The sequence below is a fragment of the Ruegeria sp. YTSA144 genome (genome assembly GCF_059610125.1).
In genome coordinates, this window is the sequence record NZ_JBXWNA010000001.1 from 426,496 (window position 1) to 441,184 (window position 14,689).

Annotated in this window: 18 protein-coding genes and 1 tRNA gene; 10 read left to right on the forward strand and 9 right to left on the reverse strand. The window is 59.9% G+C overall.

Going from position 1 to position 14,689, the window contains the following annotated elements:
- Positions 1-44: 44 nt before the first annotated feature.
- Together AC2FF8_RS02205 and AC2FF8_RS02210 are read right to left on the reverse strand one after the other, a co-directional pair.
- Entirely contained in the window at positions 45-785 is a 741-nt protein-coding gene (locus AC2FF8_RS02205; RefSeq protein WP_425078406.1) for a GNAT family N-acetyltransferase, read from the reverse strand.
- Positions 786-884: 99 nt separating this feature from the next.
- Complete coding sequence (locus tag AC2FF8_RS02210; protein ID WP_170344017.1) at positions 885-1,358, reverse strand: outer membrane protein assembly factor BamE; 474 nt, start codon at positions 1,356-1,358, stop codon at positions 885-887.
- Positions 1,359-1,443: 85 nt separating this feature from the next.
- Between AC2FF8_RS02210 and AC2FF8_RS02215 the strand changes: the two genes are divergently transcribed.
- From AC2FF8_RS02215 to AC2FF8_RS02250, 8 genes are all read left to right on the forward strand, one after another.
- A complete protein-coding gene (locus AC2FF8_RS02215) occupies positions 1,444-1,980 on the forward strand; it encodes a YceD family protein (protein ID WP_496878827.1) in 537 nt (178 codons plus the stop codon).
- Between the two features lie 205 nt (positions 1,981-2,185).
- Positions 2,186-2,392 (forward strand): 50S ribosomal protein L32, encoded by a 207-nt coding sequence (gene rpmF, locus AC2FF8_RS02220; RefSeq protein WP_008756996.1) that lies wholly within the window; start codon positions 2,186-2,188, stop codon positions 2,390-2,392.
- Between the two features lie 24 nt (positions 2,393-2,416).
- Entirely contained in the window at positions 2,417-3,505 is a 1,089-nt protein-coding gene (plsX, locus tag AC2FF8_RS02225; RefSeq protein ID WP_170344015.1) for a phosphate acyltransferase PlsX, read from the forward strand.
- 21 nt (positions 3,506-3,526) lie between these two features.
- Positions 3,527-4,498: a beta-ketoacyl-ACP synthase III gene (locus AC2FF8_RS02230; RefSeq protein ID WP_170344014.1), complete on the forward strand. Its 972-nt coding sequence runs from the start codon at positions 3,527-3,529 to the stop codon at positions 4,496-4,498.
- Positions 4,499-4,594: 96 nt separating this feature from the next.
- Entirely contained in the window at positions 4,595-4,897 is a 303-nt protein-coding gene (gene ihfA / locus AC2FF8_RS02235) for an integration host factor subunit alpha (RefSeq protein WP_152458234.1), read from the forward strand.
- Between the two features lie 18 nt (positions 4,898-4,915).
- Positions 4,916-5,521, forward strand: coding sequence for a MerR family transcriptional regulator (locus AC2FF8_RS02240; protein WP_496878828.1), 606 nt, complete (start codon positions 4,916-4,918; stop codon positions 5,519-5,521).
- A gap of 61 nt (positions 5,522-5,582) precedes the next feature.
- Positions 5,583-5,659: transfer RNA gene (locus tag AC2FF8_RS02245), tRNA-Pro, on the forward strand.
- A 61-nt stretch (positions 5,660-5,720) separates the two neighbouring features.
- Positions 5,721-6,800, forward strand: coding sequence for a 2'-deoxycytidine 5'-triphosphate deaminase (locus tag AC2FF8_RS02250; protein WP_496878829.1), 1,080 nt, complete (start codon positions 5,721-5,723; stop codon positions 6,798-6,800).
- A 3-nt stretch (positions 6,801-6,803) separates the two neighbouring features.
- Here AC2FF8_RS02250 and AC2FF8_RS02255 read toward each other — a convergent pair whose 3' ends face one another.
- The 6 genes from AC2FF8_RS02255 to argS form a co-directional block, all read right to left on the reverse strand.
- A complete protein-coding gene (locus AC2FF8_RS02255) occupies positions 6,804-7,019 on the reverse strand; it encodes a hypothetical protein (RefSeq protein ID WP_257598884.1) in 216 nt (71 codons plus the stop codon).
- 65 nt (positions 7,020-7,084) lie between these two features.
- Positions 7,085-7,735 carry an SMC-Scp complex subunit ScpB gene (gene scpB / locus AC2FF8_RS02260; RefSeq protein WP_170344010.1) on the reverse strand — a complete coding sequence of 217 codons (651 nt, stop codon included), beginning with the start codon at positions 7,733-7,735 and terminating at the stop codon, positions 7,085-7,087.
- Positions 7,728-8,522 (reverse strand): segregation and condensation protein A, encoded by a 795-nt coding sequence (locus AC2FF8_RS02265; RefSeq protein WP_257598886.1) that lies wholly within the window; start codon positions 8,520-8,522, stop codon positions 7,728-7,730. The genes scpB and AC2FF8_RS02265 overlap by 8 nt, the downstream gene beginning before the upstream one ends.
- Positions 8,512-9,519 carry a beta-N-acetylhexosaminidase gene (nagZ, locus tag AC2FF8_RS02270; protein WP_496878830.1) on the reverse strand — a complete coding sequence of 336 codons (1,008 nt, stop codon included), beginning with the start codon at positions 9,517-9,519 and terminating at the stop codon, positions 8,512-8,514. Before nagZ ends, AC2FF8_RS02265 begins: the two co-directional genes overlap by 11 nt.
- Positions 9,516-10,580, reverse strand: a complete 1,065-nt coding sequence (locus tag AC2FF8_RS02275; protein ID WP_496878831.1) for an SPOR domain-containing protein — start codon at positions 10,578-10,580, stop codon at positions 9,516-9,518. Before AC2FF8_RS02275 ends, nagZ begins: the two co-directional genes overlap by 4 nt.
- An 88-nt stretch (positions 10,581-10,668) precedes the next feature.
- Complete coding sequence (gene argS / locus AC2FF8_RS02280; protein WP_257598889.1) at positions 10,669-12,414, reverse strand: arginine--tRNA ligase; 1,746 nt, start codon at positions 12,412-12,414, stop codon at positions 10,669-10,671.
- 133 nt (positions 12,415-12,547) lie between these two features.
- On the opposite strand from argS, the gene AC2FF8_RS02285 reads away from it, so the two are divergent.
- Positions 12,548-13,099, forward strand: coding sequence for a hypothetical protein (locus AC2FF8_RS02285; protein ID WP_496878832.1), 552 nt, complete (start codon positions 12,548-12,550; stop codon positions 13,097-13,099).
- Here AC2FF8_RS02285 and AC2FF8_RS02290 read toward each other — a convergent pair whose 3' ends face one another.
- Entirely contained in the window at positions 13,100-14,239 is a 1,140-nt protein-coding gene (locus tag AC2FF8_RS02290) for a deoxyguanosinetriphosphate triphosphohydrolase (protein ID WP_425078414.1), read from the reverse strand. It lies immediately after the preceding gene.
- A 76-nt stretch (positions 14,240-14,315) separates the two neighbouring features.
- On the opposite strand from AC2FF8_RS02290, the gene AC2FF8_RS02295 reads away from it, so the two are divergent.
- Positions 14,316-14,639: a HesB/IscA family protein gene (locus tag AC2FF8_RS02295; protein ID WP_171204913.1), complete on the forward strand. Its 324-nt coding sequence runs from the start codon at positions 14,316-14,318 to the stop codon at positions 14,637-14,639.
- Positions 14,640-14,689 lie beyond the last annotated feature (50 nt).

The following is a 14,689-nucleotide window of genomic DNA, read 5'->3' on the forward strand; positions in this document are numbered from 1 at the left end:
CACTGCGTCAACGCCCTGTCTTCACCTTTTCGGAAATACTCATCTTAACCGGCCAATGCCCGCAGCAGGCGTTTTCGGGCCGGAGGAATCGCCCCGATTTCAAGCCCGGTGAACACATGCAACGTGTTCATGTGGCGATCCACAACGGCGTGATCACTCACCCAACCACCCATCATCAGATAGGTTCGCAACAGGGGCGGCATGCGCGACATTGCCTTTTTCGCGTCCGGTCGGCGCCGCAGACGCGCGGCAAAGCGGAACACGTCCGGAGCCTTGACCCGCGGCAACCATCGTTTCGGGGCCAGGTGGCGATGCTTGAGCATTGCAAAGGCATCAAGGTATCGCCCGGTTTCGGTCCCGGCAAAGGACGAACATCCAAACAGCATCTCGACATTGTGTTGATCGACATAGGACGTCATTGCCCCCCAGGCGACGCGCAGAATGTCGGGATCGTTCAGTTCCGGATGAACGCAAAACCTGCCCATCTCGACCATGCGGCCACTGAACCCCGCCAACGAGCTCAGGTCGTAGAACTGCGCTGAATAGCTGCGTCCGATTTCACCGCCGTGCTCCATTGTCAGCATCCGAAAGCAGCAGACCAGCCGCCCGGCGGATCGCATATCTTCAACCAGGACATGACTGCATTGCCCGTCAAAAGTGTCAATGTCCGGTTTCCGGGTGCCAAATGCCAATGTCCGCAGGTTTTGCGCGGCCCTGACATCCTCGGCCGAATCCGCCAGACGGGCTTTATAGCGCCCTTTGCTCAACAAAACTGCCGTCGCCACGGTCGCGTCCTCCACGGGTGCCGACCCACGGGCGTCGGCACGACACCTTTAGCACAAGACATGTGACTGCCTTGTGACCATCGCAAGGTTCCGGCGCGATCAGTTGGCGCCAGGAATATTGGCCGGGTTGAAGTTGCCGATATTGCCCAACAGCTGCCGCAGGAAGCCTTTGTCCTGAACGTTGGAGTCGGTCACGCGGCGTTCCAGCGGAATCACGATGCCGTCTTCCAAGCCAAAACGCTCGATGTTTCTGACGACTCCACGCTGATCAAAGCTTATGGCGACCAGTTCGCGCGCCACCACCTCGGGCCGTTTCGGGCCGTAATGGCGCACCCGCGAGCGGACATAGTAATAGCCCGAATCCCGCACGACACCGGACGCACCCGGTGCGCCGATGGCCTCTTCCACACTGTCACGCGTATCCACGCCCACTTTGATTTCGGCCAGTTCCTCGGCCGGAGGCACATAGCCGTGATTCTTGTAGATCGGCGTACAGGCCCCGGCCGCAGCCAGACAGGCAACAAACACAAGCGATTTCGTCGCTGGTTTCAACCGGTTCAGTACCTTCAACATGCACACCCTCTTGCCTTGGCCTCTTGCGGCTTCTATCCGATTACAGAAACCGCTGCCACGGTTCAACACATAGAAAGGCTCACGAATGGGCAACGTTACATCATTTCGGGTGGCTGACCTGCCCCAGAACGCCCCGACACCCTTTGAACTGCGCCCCGCAAGCGCCGCATTGGATGAGATCAGGCAGGATCTGGGGCTGCTGGGGCTGCGCAAACTCAGCTTTTCCGGCGAGCTTCGCGCACAGGGCAAGCGTGACTGGGTTCTAAACGGCAAACTCGGCGCAACCGTGATCCAACCCTGCATCGTGACGCTCGAGCCGGTCACGACACGGATCGACATCCCTGTGCATCGCACCTTTCTGGCCGATTGGACCGACCCGGATGAACCCGAGTTCGAAATTCCCCAGGATGACGAATCCGAACCTTTGGGCCCGGAAATCGACCCCGCACCGGTGATGATCGAGGCGCTGTCGCTGGCCCTGCCGCAATACCCGCGCAAAGAGGGTGCGGAACTGGGTCAGGCAGACTATACCGAACCCGGAAAACAGGCGATGACCGACGAAGACACCAAACCTTTTGCCGGATTGGCGGGATTGCGCGATGCGCTCAAAAAAGACGAGTGACAGAGCGCAGATTTCCTGTCATAGCAGGCGGTCAGAAAAATCGCTTGAACATACCGAGAATCGCAGTATTTTCGCGCGCTCATCGGATTTTGGGTTGGACATTGCGGGGCCCGTCGCCTAAACGCGCGTCAAACCACGATAAACGAACTACGAAACCCGGGTCGGCAGCGAATCTGCGACCCCTAGTCAGACAAAGGTTGAGACCATGGCCGTCCAACAGAACAAAGTTTCCAAGTCGCGTCGCAACAACCGCCGCGCACACGACGCTCTGGTTGCTGCAAACCCGAACGAATGCCCGAACTGCGGCGAGCTGAAGCGCCCGCACCACGTTTGCGCATCCTGCGGCCACTATGATGATCGCGAAGTCGTCGCACAGGCCGACGAAATCGATCTGGACGAAGACGCAGCCTAAGCCTGATCGAGTGCAGACCAAGGCATGACTGAACAGCCCACGCACGCCGGACGGATCACCATCTCGGTCGACGCTATGGGTGGGGACGCGGGTCCCTCGGTCGTTGTTGCCGGTCTTGCGAAATCGGCCGACAAGAACCCGGATATCAGGTTCTTGTTACACGGGCCCGAACAGGTATTGCGCAAGCTTGTCGCCAAACGGCGTGTCCTTGAGGGGCGCGTCGTTTTTCGTGATTGCCCCGGTGTGGTCACGATGGAAGACAAACCCAGTCAGGTTGTGCGCAACGGCAAAGAGACCTCGATGTGGTCCACGCTGGAAGCGGTACGCCAGGGCGAAGCCCATGGCGCGGTTTCCTGCGGCAATACCGGTGCGCTGATGGCCCTGTCGATGATGCGCCTGCGCAAACTGCCGGGCGTGAACCGGCCGGCCATCGCGATACTGTGGCCCTCGCGCAACCCTCAGGGGTTCAACGTGATGCTGGATGTCGGCGCCGATGTGCGCGCCGACGCCAAGGACTTGCTGCAATACGCGCTGATGGGCGCCTCTTACGCGCGCAACGGTTTGGCCCTGAGCCGCCCCCGGATCGGACTGCTGAATGTCGGCACCGAAGAACACAAAGGGCGTGCCGAACTGAAAGAAGCGCACTCGATGATCGCGGGATTCGCAGAGCAGGCGAATTTCGATTTCGTGGGCTTCGTCGAAGGCAGTGACATCCCGGGTGACAAGGCGGATGTCATTGTAACCGATGGCTTTACCGGCAACGTCGCGATCAAAACCGGCGAAGGAACGGCAAGCCTGATCGGCGACCTGCTGCGGCAGGCCTTCAAATACTCTCCGCTATCCCGATTGGCCTCGATTCTGGCCATCACGTCGCTGAACCGTTTGAAGAAGCGGATCGACCCGCGGCGCGTGAATGGTGGCGTGTTTCTGGGGCTGAACGGCACCGTGGTGAAATCCCACGGCGGCGCTGACGCGACAGGCGTGTCAGCTGCAATCAAACTGGCCTTCACCCTGGCGCAGTCCGGCTTTTCCGAAAAATTGGCTGCGCGGGTTGCATCCACTGCCCAGCTTGCACAAGATGCCGCGCAATCAGTGCCGCAGACAGATAAATAACAAAAAAGGCAGTACCGGAAAATGGCAGGCCGTTCAGTTGTAGCAGGTGTCGGGCATTATTTGCCCGAACGCGTTGTTCCCAATTCCGAGTTTGAGAAAACCCTGGACACGACCGACGAATGGATCAAGACCCGCTCGGGGATCGAACGCCGCCACTTTGCTGCCGAAGACGAGACGACATCCGATCTGGCCACCAAGGCCGCCGAAGCCGCGCTGGCCGACGCAGGTCTGACGGCGGATGACATTGATGCAATCGTTCTGGCGACTTCAACGGCGGATCTGACTTTTCCTTCGGCCGCCACCATGGTTCAGGCTCGGTTGGGCATGACCAAAGGCTTTGCTTTCGATGTTCAAGCTGTTTGCGCCGGATTCGTTTTTGCACTGTCCAACGCAAATGCGCTGATTGTTTCCGGTCAGGCCAGGCGTGTGCTGGTGATCGGGGCCGAGACTTTCTCACGGATCATGGACTGGACCGATCGGTCCACCTGCGTTCTTTTCGGCGATGGCGCCGGTGCGGTTGTGCTGGAGGCCCAAGAGGGCACGGGCACCGCCGAGGACCGCGGTATTCTGGCAACCGACCTGAATTCGGACGGGCGCTACAAGGACCTGCTCTATGTCGATGGCGGCGTTTCGACCCAATCCACCGGGCATCTGCGCATGCAGGGCAATCAGGTTTTCCGACATGCCGTTGAAAAGCTTACGAAAACAGCAGAAACAGCCTTGGAACGAGCGGGGCTGAGCAGCTCGGACGTGGATTGGATCGTGCCGCACCAGGCCAACATCCGGATCATTCAGGGCACCGCCAAGAAAATGAACTTGCCAATGGAAAACGTGGTTGTGACCGTTCAGGATCACGGAAACACGTCGGCCGCATCCATTCCACTGGCCCTGTCCGTGGGCAAGCAACGCGGACAGATCAAACCGGGTGATCTGATCGTGACCGAAGCCATTGGCGGCGGTCTGGCCTGGGGCGCAGTCGTTCTGCGCTGGTGACCGGCGCAAACCGGCTTACACAGCCGCCCGCAATTCATTGATATTGACAGCGAATTTGCCATACCCATATGCTTCAACAGCAACAGGGGAATTAGCATGGGCGACAAAACACTGACTCGAATGGACCTGAGCGAAGCTGTCTTTCGTGAGGTAGGTCTGTCACGAAACGAAAGTGCGCAGCTGGTTGAAAGCGTTCTGAACCACATGTCCGACGCCTTGGTGCGTGGTGAACAGGTGAAGATCTCGTCTTTCGGTACATTCAGTGTTCGCGACAAGACCGCCCGTGTCGGTCGCAACCCCAAAACCGGCGAAGAAGTCCCGATTCAGCCGCGCCGTGTACTGACTTTCCGCCCGTCGCATCTGATGAAAGATCGCGTCGCCGCAGGGAACCGCAAGTAAGTTCAGGACGTCCAGGTTATGAGTAAGTCCCCCGATGCCTTTCGCACCATAAGCGAAGTTGCGGACTGGCTCGGTGTTCAGGCTCATGTTCTGCGATTCTGGGAAAGTCGATTCACTCAGGTAAAACCCGTCAAACGCGCAGGTGGACGCAGGTATTATCGGCCCAACGACATGCGTCTGTTGGGAGGAATCAAGAAACTGCTCCACGAAGACGGTATCACGATAAAAGGTGTCCAGCGTATCCTGCGCGAACAGGGCGTCGCACATGTCGCGGCGCTGTCCCCTTCCCTGGATGACCCTGGCCCCGCCCCGATTGAGGCCGTTCAGGACACCGTAGTACCGTTTGAACCTAAGCCTGCAACCGCAACGGAACAGATTCGAATGGATCTGGGCGAACCGTCAAAGCAATCCGTCAAGGAAGGCGCGCTGGCTAACGCGCGTACATCTTCTGCGTCAGAGCCGGAGCCAGAGCCCGAACTGGATGCCGCGCCCTTGATGGGGGGAATAGCGTCGCTTGCGTGGAATCAGACAGATTTTGATGACGACCTGTTGCGGCGCATCGCTCCGATTGCAAAAGATCTGCGCCGCTGGCTGGACCGTGTCGAAACACAGGCGACGGGTTAGGACAAAAGGCATTGATTTCCTCTTGCCCCTGCCGGGAAAATCTTTATGAACACCCCAACGTCGGGCTATGGCGCAGCCTGGTAGCGCGTCCGTCTGGGGGACGGAAGGTCGCAGGTTCGAGTCCTGCTAGCCCGACCAAATTACAGCGACGTTTATGGCACAAAGGCCAGATCCCGCTCTGGCACCAGGGGGGATCGAGATGACAGGTGTTTGCCCGAACCAACAGCTTGAGGCGATGATCGCGCGCGGTGAAATCACCGCCGACCCCGAGGTTCTGCCGGCGCAGATTCAACCTGCCAGCCTTGATTTACGTCTGGGAACAGTGGCTTACCGTGTACGTGCCTCGTTCCTTGCGGGGGAAGGCCGGACTGTCACGGACCGGTTGGCAGAGTTTGAGATGCACCGCATCGATATCTCGGATGGCGCGGTTCTGGAAAAGGGCTGCGTCTATCTGGTGCCCCTGATGGAATCGCTTGCCCTGCCCGACAGCATGAGCGCCGTGGCCAACGCCAAAAGCTCGACCGGGCGGCTGGATCTTCTGACGCGGGCCATTACCGATGGCGGTACCGAGTTCGACCGGGTGCCCGCAGGTTACACAGGGCCGCTTTATGCCGAAATCTGCCCGCGCTCGTTCTCGGTGCTGGTTCGTCCCGGGATGCGCCTGAATCAAATTCGTTTTCGCCAGGGTCAGGCCGTGTTGTCAGATGCTGAACTGAGGTCCTTGCATGCCGAATCTCCGCTGGTGGATGGACCTGCGGTTATTCAGGACGGTCTGGGCTTTTCGGTCGACCTGCAAGTGCCTGATACCGATCTTGTCGGCTATCGCGCCAAACCGCATACCGGGGTGATCGATCTGGATCGAATCGGTGAATACGACCCGCAGGACTATTGGGAAGAGGTGCGGACCAAAGATGGTTGCATCATCCTGGACCCCGGCGCGTTCTATATCCTGGTCAGCCGCGAGGCGGTGCATATTCCGCCGATGTACGCCGCTGAAATGGCGCCCTATCTGGCGATGGTCGGTGAATTTCGGGTCCACTACGCCGGGTTCTTCGACCCCGGTTTTGGCCATGCCGCCGCAGGGGGTGCCGGTTCGCGTGGCGTGCTTGAGGTGCGCTGCCACGAAGCGCCCTTCGTGCTGGAGCACGGACAGGTCGTCGGACGTCTGGTTTATGAGAAAATGGCTGAAATGCCGACGCAACTATATGGTGCAGGCATTGCCTCGAACTATCAGGGACAGGGCCTGAAACTGTCAAAGCACTTCAAAGCCGTAAGCTGACCCCTAGAATTTCATGAACCGGCGCATCTGGCGGGTCAGGCGTTGTGCCTGCCGCAGGTTCTGCGCATGTCGCGGTGCGCTGGCTTTTCCGGGCCCATTCGACGTGCCGGGTCCGCTGCCTTTTCGGCTGGCCAGATCGATGCCTTTGTTCACACCCTTGTTGACCAGACGGCGCATGACCTGACGCACAATCATATCGATGATCCGGTTTGCATTCATCGCTGAACTCCGTGTCCTCACGCACAAAGATAGACGCTTTATGCGGCAACAAAAGGGCTGTTCGATCACTCTTCCTCGAACAGTTCGGTCTGGTCTTCGTCAACTTCGTCCTCGCGCCCCTCTCCCAAGGGGATGGCACCCGGAGGAGGACGATTCTCCAACAATCCCGCCGCGCGCAGTTCTTTCAGGCCCGGCAGGTCGCGCGCGTTTTCCAGCCCAAAATGATCCAGAAACTCAGGCGTCACCACAAACGTCACCGGACGACCCGGCGTCATGCGGCGGCGGCCCAGCTTGATCCACTCCATCTCAAGCAACTGATCGATGGTCCCGCGTGAAACCGACACACCCCGGATTTCCTCGATCTCGGCCCGCGTACAGGGCTGATGATAGGCCACGATGGCCAGAGTTTCGATCGCGGCGCGGCTGAGCTTGCGGGTCTCGACCGTTTCCTTCTGCATCAGAAAACCCAGATCAGGGGCCGTGCGGATGGCCCAGGCATCCCCCACGCGCACCACGCGAACGCCACGCCCCTCGTAGCGTTTCTGAAGCAATTCAACCGCTTGCGCCGCGTCGCTACCATGGGGCATCCGCGCCTCAAGATCCGCAATCGTCACCGGCTCGGCGCTGGCGAACAGAACGGCTTCGACCATGCGTTCCTGTTCAGCCAGTGGAGGGGCCTCGAACAGCGTACCGGTCTCTTCAGGGGCATCAGTCACGTGTCTCGGTCCTCTTGCGCAAATGGATCGGAGCGAATGTCTCGCTCTGCTTGATTTCCATATGTCCCTCTTTCACCAGCTCCAGCGAGGCCGCAAAGGTCGCCGCCGTCGCTGACCTGCGCCGTACCGGGTCGGAATCCCAGCCATCGGGCAGGTAAGTTTCCATATCGGTCCATGTCCCGGCAAACCCGATCAGCGGGCGCATCCGTTCCAGCGCCTGTTCCATGGTGAATACCGAATCGCGGTCCATCACAAACGGGCGGAATTCATCACGGGTGCGGATGCGGGCATAGCCCTGCATCAGATCCAGCAGCGTGGCGGAATAGGTCACGGTGCGGATGCGGGTGATATCTTCGCCCTGCCCGCGTTTGAAGAAATCGCGCCCCAGCTGATCGCGCGCCATCAACCGTGCGGCGGCGTCGCGCATCGCCTGCAAGCGTTCCAACTGAAACGCCAGATGTGCGGCCAGTTCCTCGCCCGAGGGGCCCTCGTCATCCGGGTCTGGCGGCAGCAGCAAGCGGGACTTGAGAAACGCCAGCCAGGCCGCCATCACCAGATAGTCGGCGGCCAGTTCAATGCGCAACGCACGCGCCTTTTCCACAAAGGCCAGGTATTGCTGCGCCAGCGCGAGTACGGAAATTTTCCTCAGATCAACTTTTTGCGTGCGCGACAGGGTCAGCAGAACGTCCAGCGGGCCTTCGAACCCATCGACATCAACAATCAGCGCTTCGGCCGCAAGACGATCCGCGACCGAGACAGGGTCTTCGCTGAAAAGATTATCGTTCATATACCTGCCCGCCCATTAGGGCAGATAGTTCCGCTTCGACGGCAGGGATGTCAAGTTCCAGCGGGCGTTTGCGCATCGCCAGCGCCCGTTCTGCGCGGGCCTGTGCCACATCCGACATTTCTCCGGCCGCTTCCATCACCTGGGCGCGCTCGGCAAAGGTTCCGTTGCAGTGCAGAACGACGTCACAGCCCGCACTTATGGCTTGCCGCGACACGTCAGCGGGCATTCCGCTGAGCGCTTTCATTCCGATGTCATCGGTCATGATCAGCCCCTCAAAGCCAATCCTGTCGCGGATCACATCCATCATGGTTGCCGAGATGGTGGCAGGCCGCGGGTCAATCCGGTCATAGACCAAATGCGCGGTCATCCCCATCGGCAGATCGTTCAAGGCCCGGAACGGCCCGAAATCGCTGCGCTCAAGCTCCTCCAAGGGCAGATCCACATGCGGCAAGTCATGGTGGCTGTCCAACGTGGCACGTCCATGGCCCGGAATATGTTTGAGCACCGGCAGCACACCGCCATCCAAATGGCCCTGCGCCACGGCCTTGCCAATTCTGGAAACGCGTTCAGGATCAGTGTCATAGCACCGGTTTTTCAGGAACTTGTGCGTCTCGGGGCGCGCGACATCGACCATGGGCGCACAGTTGCTGTCGATGCCCAGACCAAACAATTCATCGGCAATCAGGCGGTACCTCAGATACATGGCGCGCTCGACCTGTTCTCCGGCATTGGCCACATGATCCAACGGAGGCAGCCATTCGCGGGCCAATGGCGCCCGCAGGCGCTGCACGCGCCCGCCTTCCTGATCGATTGTGATCAGGCAATTGCGCCCGACGGCCTCGCGGAAATCATCACACAAGGCGCGCACCTGATCCGCGTTTTCGATGTTGCGGGCGAACAGAATGAACCCGAACGGGTTCATCTGGCGAAACAAGTCTTTTTCCTGTTGCGTCAGGCGCAGGCCCTGAGCATCGGTGATCGTGGCACCGTACTTCACCGAACGGCCACCGGGATACAATCAGCCCCCTGAGCGACAAGCGCGGCACAGAATTGACGCGAGTCGCTCAGGTCTTCAAAGCCCAGTACACGCAGGCGGTAAAAGGTGCGCCCGCCGCTTGAAGTTTTCTGAATAACACGCTGTTTTCCTGCCATATATTCGCCGAACTTTCCGTTCAGGCGATCCCATTCCGTTTGCGCCACCTGAACACTGTCATAAGCCCCAAGCTGCGCCAGACGCGTGCCTTTCGCCAGCGTATCAGGATCAACATCCAACCCAACCGCAGCCTTCACCGCGGCATTGATCGCGTCTTCGGAATTCTCGCTCGGCGACATCTGGCTGCGAGAGGCACGCGCCGGGCGGGTCAACGGGCGCAAGGACCGGCGCACGCCCGGCAATTCGGCAATGGCCGGGTCCGGCAAGGCGGCTGCGAAATCGGCCGGGTCAATTGCGGGTTCTTCCTCGGGGGTGGTCAGCGATGCCACCTGTACGCCATCCTCAGAGTTTTGCTGCGTTTTGGTCGCCTCACCCGCCAGTTCCGCAACCAGCGCGTCCACTGCGTTCTGCCGCAATCGAGCGGCTTCCCGGGTTGAGATCGGCTTTTCCACCACATGCAGCGCCGGTGTCGGCTTCAGATCGGCGGCGGGGACGTCTTCATCCGTCAACGAGACCGGCCGCGGCGCAAGGATCAGGCGATCCGCCGGAGCGGCAGCACTGCCTTTGGCGGCCACTGCATTGACGGCCAAGCCCTGATGATCGGCGGGTGTTCCGCCCGGGTTTTCGGGCTGCACCCGCATCGGCCCTTCGGCAGCACGCACGACCGGCACGCCGCTGACATCGCGCATGACAAGCTTGTATCCCCAGACAGCGACGCCGGCGACCAGTGCCAGCGATGCGGCAGCCCCCAGGAAATTGACGGCCCGCCCCAGTCCGAACGCGCCGCGCGGCGCGTCGTAATCCTGCATATCGTCGGGATAGTTATACGCATCCTCGGAATGCGTTTGATTCGGGTAATGAATCTGCTCGGGGCTTTGGTGCCCCGAGTAATCGTAACTCGCCATGTCCGCCTCACTGCCCGTTTCGCGCCCGAAAACAAGGCGCGCGGGTCATTTCTTGCCTACCTCGTACCGGCGGTTCGGGCGATATTTGTTACCGCATCTCCTGCGCCGGGGTAACGCCAAGAATACCCAAGCCCGCTGAAATCACAACAGAAACGGCACGGGCCAATGCGATTTTCGACTGGCTTGTGGCAACATCGCCATCCTGAATGAAACGCAACTGGGTTTCGTCATTGCCCCTGTTCCAGAGCGCATGAAAATCCCCTGCAAGTTCATATAGATAGAAGGCGACGCGGTGCGGTTCGTTGGTCCGCGCAGCGATCTCGACCAGGCGTGGCCATTCGGCCAGCTTCTTGGCAACCGTCAGTTCGGCGGGGTGGTCCAGCGACGCCAGATCGGCCCCGCGCAGGGTTTCGTCGGAGACGTCGATCCCCGCCTCGGCGGCACGGCGCAGCACGCTCATCACCCGGGCATGGGCGTATTGAACGTAGAACACGGGGTTCTCGCGGCTCTGTTCCAGTACCTTGTCGAAATCGAAATCCAGTGGCGCATCGTTTTTGCGGGTCAGCATCACGAAACGGGTCACGTCGGGACCAACCTGATCGACCACATCGCGCAGGGTGACAAAGTTCCCGGCCCGTTTCGACATCTTGAACGGCTCGCCGTTTTTCCAAAGCTTCACCAACTGCGTCAGCTTGATATCCAGCGGCACCTTGCCATCGGACAGGGCCGACACGGCCGCCTTCATCCGCTTGACATAGCCGCCATGATCGGCACCAAACACGTCGATCAACGCGTCAAAGCCACGGCTCACCTTGTCATAGTGATAGGCGATATCGGGGGCAAAATAGGTCCAGCTGCCGTCCGACTTCTTGACCGGGCGGTCGACGTCATCGCCATGTTCGGTGGATTTGAACAAGGTCTGTTCGCGCGGCTCCCAATCTTCTGGCTTTTTGCCCTTGGGCGGCTCCAGCACGCCTTCATAGATCAGGCCCTTTTCGGTCAGCGATTGCAGCGCGGCCTCGATCCGGCCCGTGCCATAGAGCGATTTCTCCGAGAAGAACACATCCATCTCGACGCCCAGCGCCTTCAGGTCGGCGCGGATCAGGTCCATCATCGCATCGGTCGAAAACTCGCGCAGCTCTTCCAGCCATTCGCTTTCCGGTTTGTCGATGAGGCTGTCGCCATACTTCTCTTTCAGCGCCTCGCCAATCGGGATCAGATAGTCACCGGGATACAGCCCCTCGGCAATCTCGGGGCTGAGGCCGTTGGCCTCGCGATAGCGCTCATAGGCCGAACGCGCCAGCACATCCACCTGCGCGCCACCGTCGTTGATATAATACTCGCGGGTCACATCATGGCCGGAATAGGCCAGCAGGCTTGCCAATGCGTCCCCGAACACCGCGCCCCGCGTATGGCCCACATGCAGCGGACCGGTCGGGTTGGCCGAGACATACTCGACATTGACCTTCTGCCCCTGCCCCATGGTCGAGCGCCCGAAATCGGTGCCTTTTTCCAGCACCGCCGCCAACACGCCTTGCCAGACGGACGGCGCAAGACGCAGGTTCAGGAAACCGGGCCCCGCCACTTCGGCGCTTGTGATCCGGTCATCCGCCGCCAGTTTCCCGGCCAGCACATCCGCAATGTCGCGCGGCTTCATCCCGGCCGGTTTCGCAAGCACCATCGCGGCGTTGGTCGCCATGTCCCCATGCGCCGCATCACGCGGAGGTTCGACCGCAACGTTGTCAAAGCTCAGCCCTTCGGGCAATGCGCCTTCGGACTGCATCTGCGCCAGCGCGTCCAGTACAAGGCCGCGGATCTCGGAAAACAGGTTCATTTCGGATGTCCTTTTGCTTGTCGCGGGGTTTACCACGCAATGCGGCAAGGTCAATGGACGCCTAATGTTTAAGCTTGGTTTGGCGAAACATCTCGCTAATCTCGGGCCTGTACACAGCCACCGGAGACCGTTGATGCACCGCACCTTGTCTTTTGCCTTGCTTTTGTCCGCCGCCCTGCCTGCGCTGGCCGACCTGCCACAGCCGCAAGGCCATGTGCTGCTGACGCTGGGTGGCGCGGTCAGCGAAACAAACCTGCCCGCGCGCGGGGAGAATGACGGCGGTCTGCTGGGCTATCTGGAGGTCACGCATGGCGGCGCGGCTGGGTTTGATGCTGCCATGCTGGACGGGCTGGAGCAGTTCGAGATCACTATCCCCTATGGTCCTCCGGGCAATGAGCGGGATTACAGGTTTTCAGGCCCGCTTTTGGCAGAGGTCATGACATTGGCAGGGGCCGAGGGGAAAACCGCTCTTCCCATGGCGCTGGATGGGTATCAGGCCGAAATCGAGTGGGACAGCATCGTCACGCACAGACCGATCGTTGCAACGCATGCTGATGGCGCACCGATGGGGATCGGAGGTTATGGCCCGACGATGATCGTGTTCCCACCGACAGAGAACGCCGGTCAGTCGGCAAAACAAGCGGCTCAGCAAGTCTGGGCCATCGCCTATATCGCCGTGGAGTGATCAGCCGGTCAGCCGCGCGTGGTCCTGCAAGGCAAATCGGTCGGTCATGCCCGCGATGTAATCGGAAACGATGCGGGCCAACGCGGTGTCGTCCCTGGCAGCTTCAATGTCATCGTGCCAGCGCACAGGCATTTGCCTGGGATCGTTCATGTAAATCGGAAACAGATCTTCCACGATCTTTGCCACCTCTGCCCGCACTGACATCACCCTGGGCGCGCGATACATCCGGGTGAACAGAAACGCCCGGATTTCGCGCAGTTGCGCCCAAACCTCATCCGAGAACTGGATGACAGGATACCCAAGATGTCGGATTTCTTCGACGGACTGCGCGCCAGACACGGCAATGAGATCGCGCGAGGTGTTGATGACATCCGCCACCATGACCCCGAAAACCCGCCTGAGCGCTTCGTGACGCCGGCGATAGGAATCCAGCCCGGGGTATCTGGCATCCACCTCGGCGTAACAGACCCCGACAATCGGCAGGTCCTGCAAATCGTCATCCGAGAACAACCCCGCGCGCAACCCGTCCAGAAGATCGTGATTGTTATATGCTATGTCATCGGAAAGGGCCGCAACCTGGGCTTCCGCGCTGGCGTGGGTGTGCAGTTCAAGATCGAAATCCTGATTGCACTCGGCCAATGCCCAGGGCAGATCCCCCTCAACCGGCCCGTTGTGCTTGGCAATCCCTTCCAGGCATTCCCAAGTCAGGTTGCACCCGTCGAATTCCGCATAGTGGCGCTCCAGCTTTGTGACGATCCGAATGGCCTGTGCGTTGTGATCAAAACCACCAAAGGGCTTCATCAACGCGTGCAACGCGTCTTCGCCGGTATGTCCAAAGGGCGTGTGCCCCAGATCATGCGCCAGGGCCACGGCTTCGGTCAGCTCTGGGTTCAGGCCCAAGGCACCGGCAATGGTCCGGGCCACCTGCGCCACCTCGATGGAGTGGGTCAGGCGGGTGCGGTAGCTATCGCCCTCATGTTCAACGAACACTTGCGTCTTGTGCTTGAGGCGCCGAAAGGCACTGGCATGAATGATCCTGTCCCGGTCGCGTTGAAAGCATGATCGGAAACTGCTTTCCTCCTCGGGCACATGCCGCCCCCTGGTGCGGTCCGGGTCCGAGGCAAATCTAGCTCTGTCCAAATGGCCTGTCCTTGTCGCCTGTCCTTGCGCTTTCTATATTGTATGGCGTAATGGAAGGAAACCATTGGAGACCGGCATGAATCTGCCCCCAACAGTCACGGAACGCGCTTTCGAACGCCTTGCTGAAATCGGCGCGGCGGATCAGGGTCAGGCATTGCGCGTCGCAGTGGAAGGCGGCGGTTGCTCGGGGTTTCAATACGAAATCGCTTTGGACACGCCAAAAGAAGATGATCTGGTCCTTGAAGGTAAAGGGCAAAAAGTCATTGTTGACGCGATTTCGCTGCCCTTCCTGGAAAACGCGGTCATCGACTTCACCCAGGAACTGATCGGTGCGCGATTTGTGATCGACAACCCCAACGCCACCTCTTCCTGCGGTTGTGGCACATCTTTTTCGATGTAACCGTGGGGGCTTTGCCCCCACACCCCCAGGATATTTTCAGCCAGATGAAG

Bases quoted from the DNA above. Each gene is read 5' to 3' on its own strand.
- AC2FF8_RS02250 (WP_496878829.1), top strand. From the start codon at position 5,721: ATGACAGGTGTTTGCCCGAACCAACAGCTTGAGGCGATGATCGCGCGC.
- rpmF (WP_008756996.1), top strand. From the start codon at position 2,186: ATGGCCGTCCAACAGAACAAAGTTTCCAAGTCGCGTCGCAACAACCGC.
- AC2FF8_RS02285 (WP_496878832.1), top strand. From the start codon at position 12,548: ATGCACCGCACCTTGTCTTTTGCCTTGCTTTTGTCCGCCGCCCTGCCT.
- AC2FF8_RS02240 (WP_496878828.1), top strand. From the start codon at position 4,916: ATGAGTAAGTCCCCCGATGCCTTTCGCACCATAAGCGAAGTTGCGGAC.
- AC2FF8_RS02295 (WP_171204913.1), top strand. From the start codon at position 14,316: ATGAATCTGCCCCCAACAGTCACGGAACGCGCTTTCGAACGCCTTGCT.
- AC2FF8_RS02210 (WP_170344017.1), bottom strand. From the start codon at position 1,358: ATGTTGAAGGTACTGAACCGGTTGAAACCAGCGACGAAATCGCTTGTG.
- argS (WP_257598889.1), bottom strand. From the start codon at position 12,414: ATGAACCTGTTTTCCGAGATCCGCGGCCTTGTACTGGACGCGCTGGCG.
- AC2FF8_RS02230 (WP_170344014.1), top strand. From the start codon at position 3,527: ATGGCAGGCCGTTCAGTTGTAGCAGGTGTCGGGCATTATTTGCCCGAA.
- plsX (WP_170344015.1), top strand. From the start codon at position 2,417: ATGACTGAACAGCCCACGCACGCCGGACGGATCACCATCTCGGTCGAC.
- AC2FF8_RS02265 (WP_257598886.1), bottom strand. From the start codon at position 8,522: ATGAACGATAATCTTTTCAGCGAAGACCCTGTCTCGGTCGCGGATCGT.
- AC2FF8_RS02275 (WP_496878831.1), bottom strand. From the start codon at position 10,580: ATGGCGAGTTACGATTACTCGGGGCACCAAAGCCCCGAGCAGATTCAT.
- AC2FF8_RS02215 (WP_496878827.1), top strand. From the start codon at position 1,444: ATGGGCAACGTTACATCATTTCGGGTGGCTGACCTGCCCCAGAACGCC.
- ihfA (WP_152458234.1), top strand. From the start codon at position 4,595: ATGGGCGACAAAACACTGACTCGAATGGACCTGAGCGAAGCTGTCTTT.
- AC2FF8_RS02255 (WP_257598884.1), bottom strand. From the start codon at position 7,019: ATGAATGCAAACCGGATCATCGATATGATTGTGCGTCAGGTCATGCGC.